This is a genomic window from Mycolicibacterium setense, from assembly GCF_000805385.1.
In the GTDB taxonomy this organism is placed as follows: Bacteria; Actinomycetota; Actinomycetes; order Mycobacteriales; family Mycobacteriaceae; genus Mycobacterium; species Mycobacterium setense.
Genome location: NZ_JTJW01000018.1, coordinates 1 through 461 on the forward strand (window position 1 = coordinate 1; position 461 = coordinate 461).

Sequence of the window (461 nt, forward strand, 5' to 3'; positions counted from 1 at the left end):
TCATGCGGCGACTCGGAAGACTTGGAATTCGACGGTGGGTCCGGGTTGGATGCGGCCTTGTCCGACGAAGATGGTTTGGTTGACCCAGCTGTATTTGGGGTCTCCGGATTCCAGGCGTGGGGTGGTGATGAAGTAGTGGTCGCCGAAGTCGGTGCCGGTGGTGGCGCCGCTGAGGGCGCTTGCGGCGGCTTCGGTGACTTCGACCAGGCCTTGGTAGCTCATGTAGATGACGGCGCCGTCGTCGGTGTAGAACTGGGCGCGCACATCGAGGCGGCCGTAGCCGTCTTCTCCGGCCAGTAGCCAGTCTCCGCCGCCGGGGGCGGCGGTTCCGCTGAATCGGTTGCCGGTGACTTTGCCGCCGGTGACGGCGAGGACTTGGCGTAGTCCGTAGGGTCCCGGGCCGACGATCTGGGGTTCGGCGAGTTCTGCGGTGTAGGTGAACTCCGGCTCCAACTTCACTG

1 protein-coding gene is annotated in these 461 nt (G+C 64.9%); it reads right to left on the reverse strand.

Going from position 1 to position 461, the window contains the following annotated elements; all coding sequences use genetic code 11:
• Entirely contained in the window at positions 1-459 is a 459-nt protein-coding gene (locus QQ25_RS29600; protein WP_039382898.1) for a DUF3237 domain-containing protein, read from the reverse strand.
• Between the last annotated feature and the right edge of the window lie 2 nt (positions 460-461).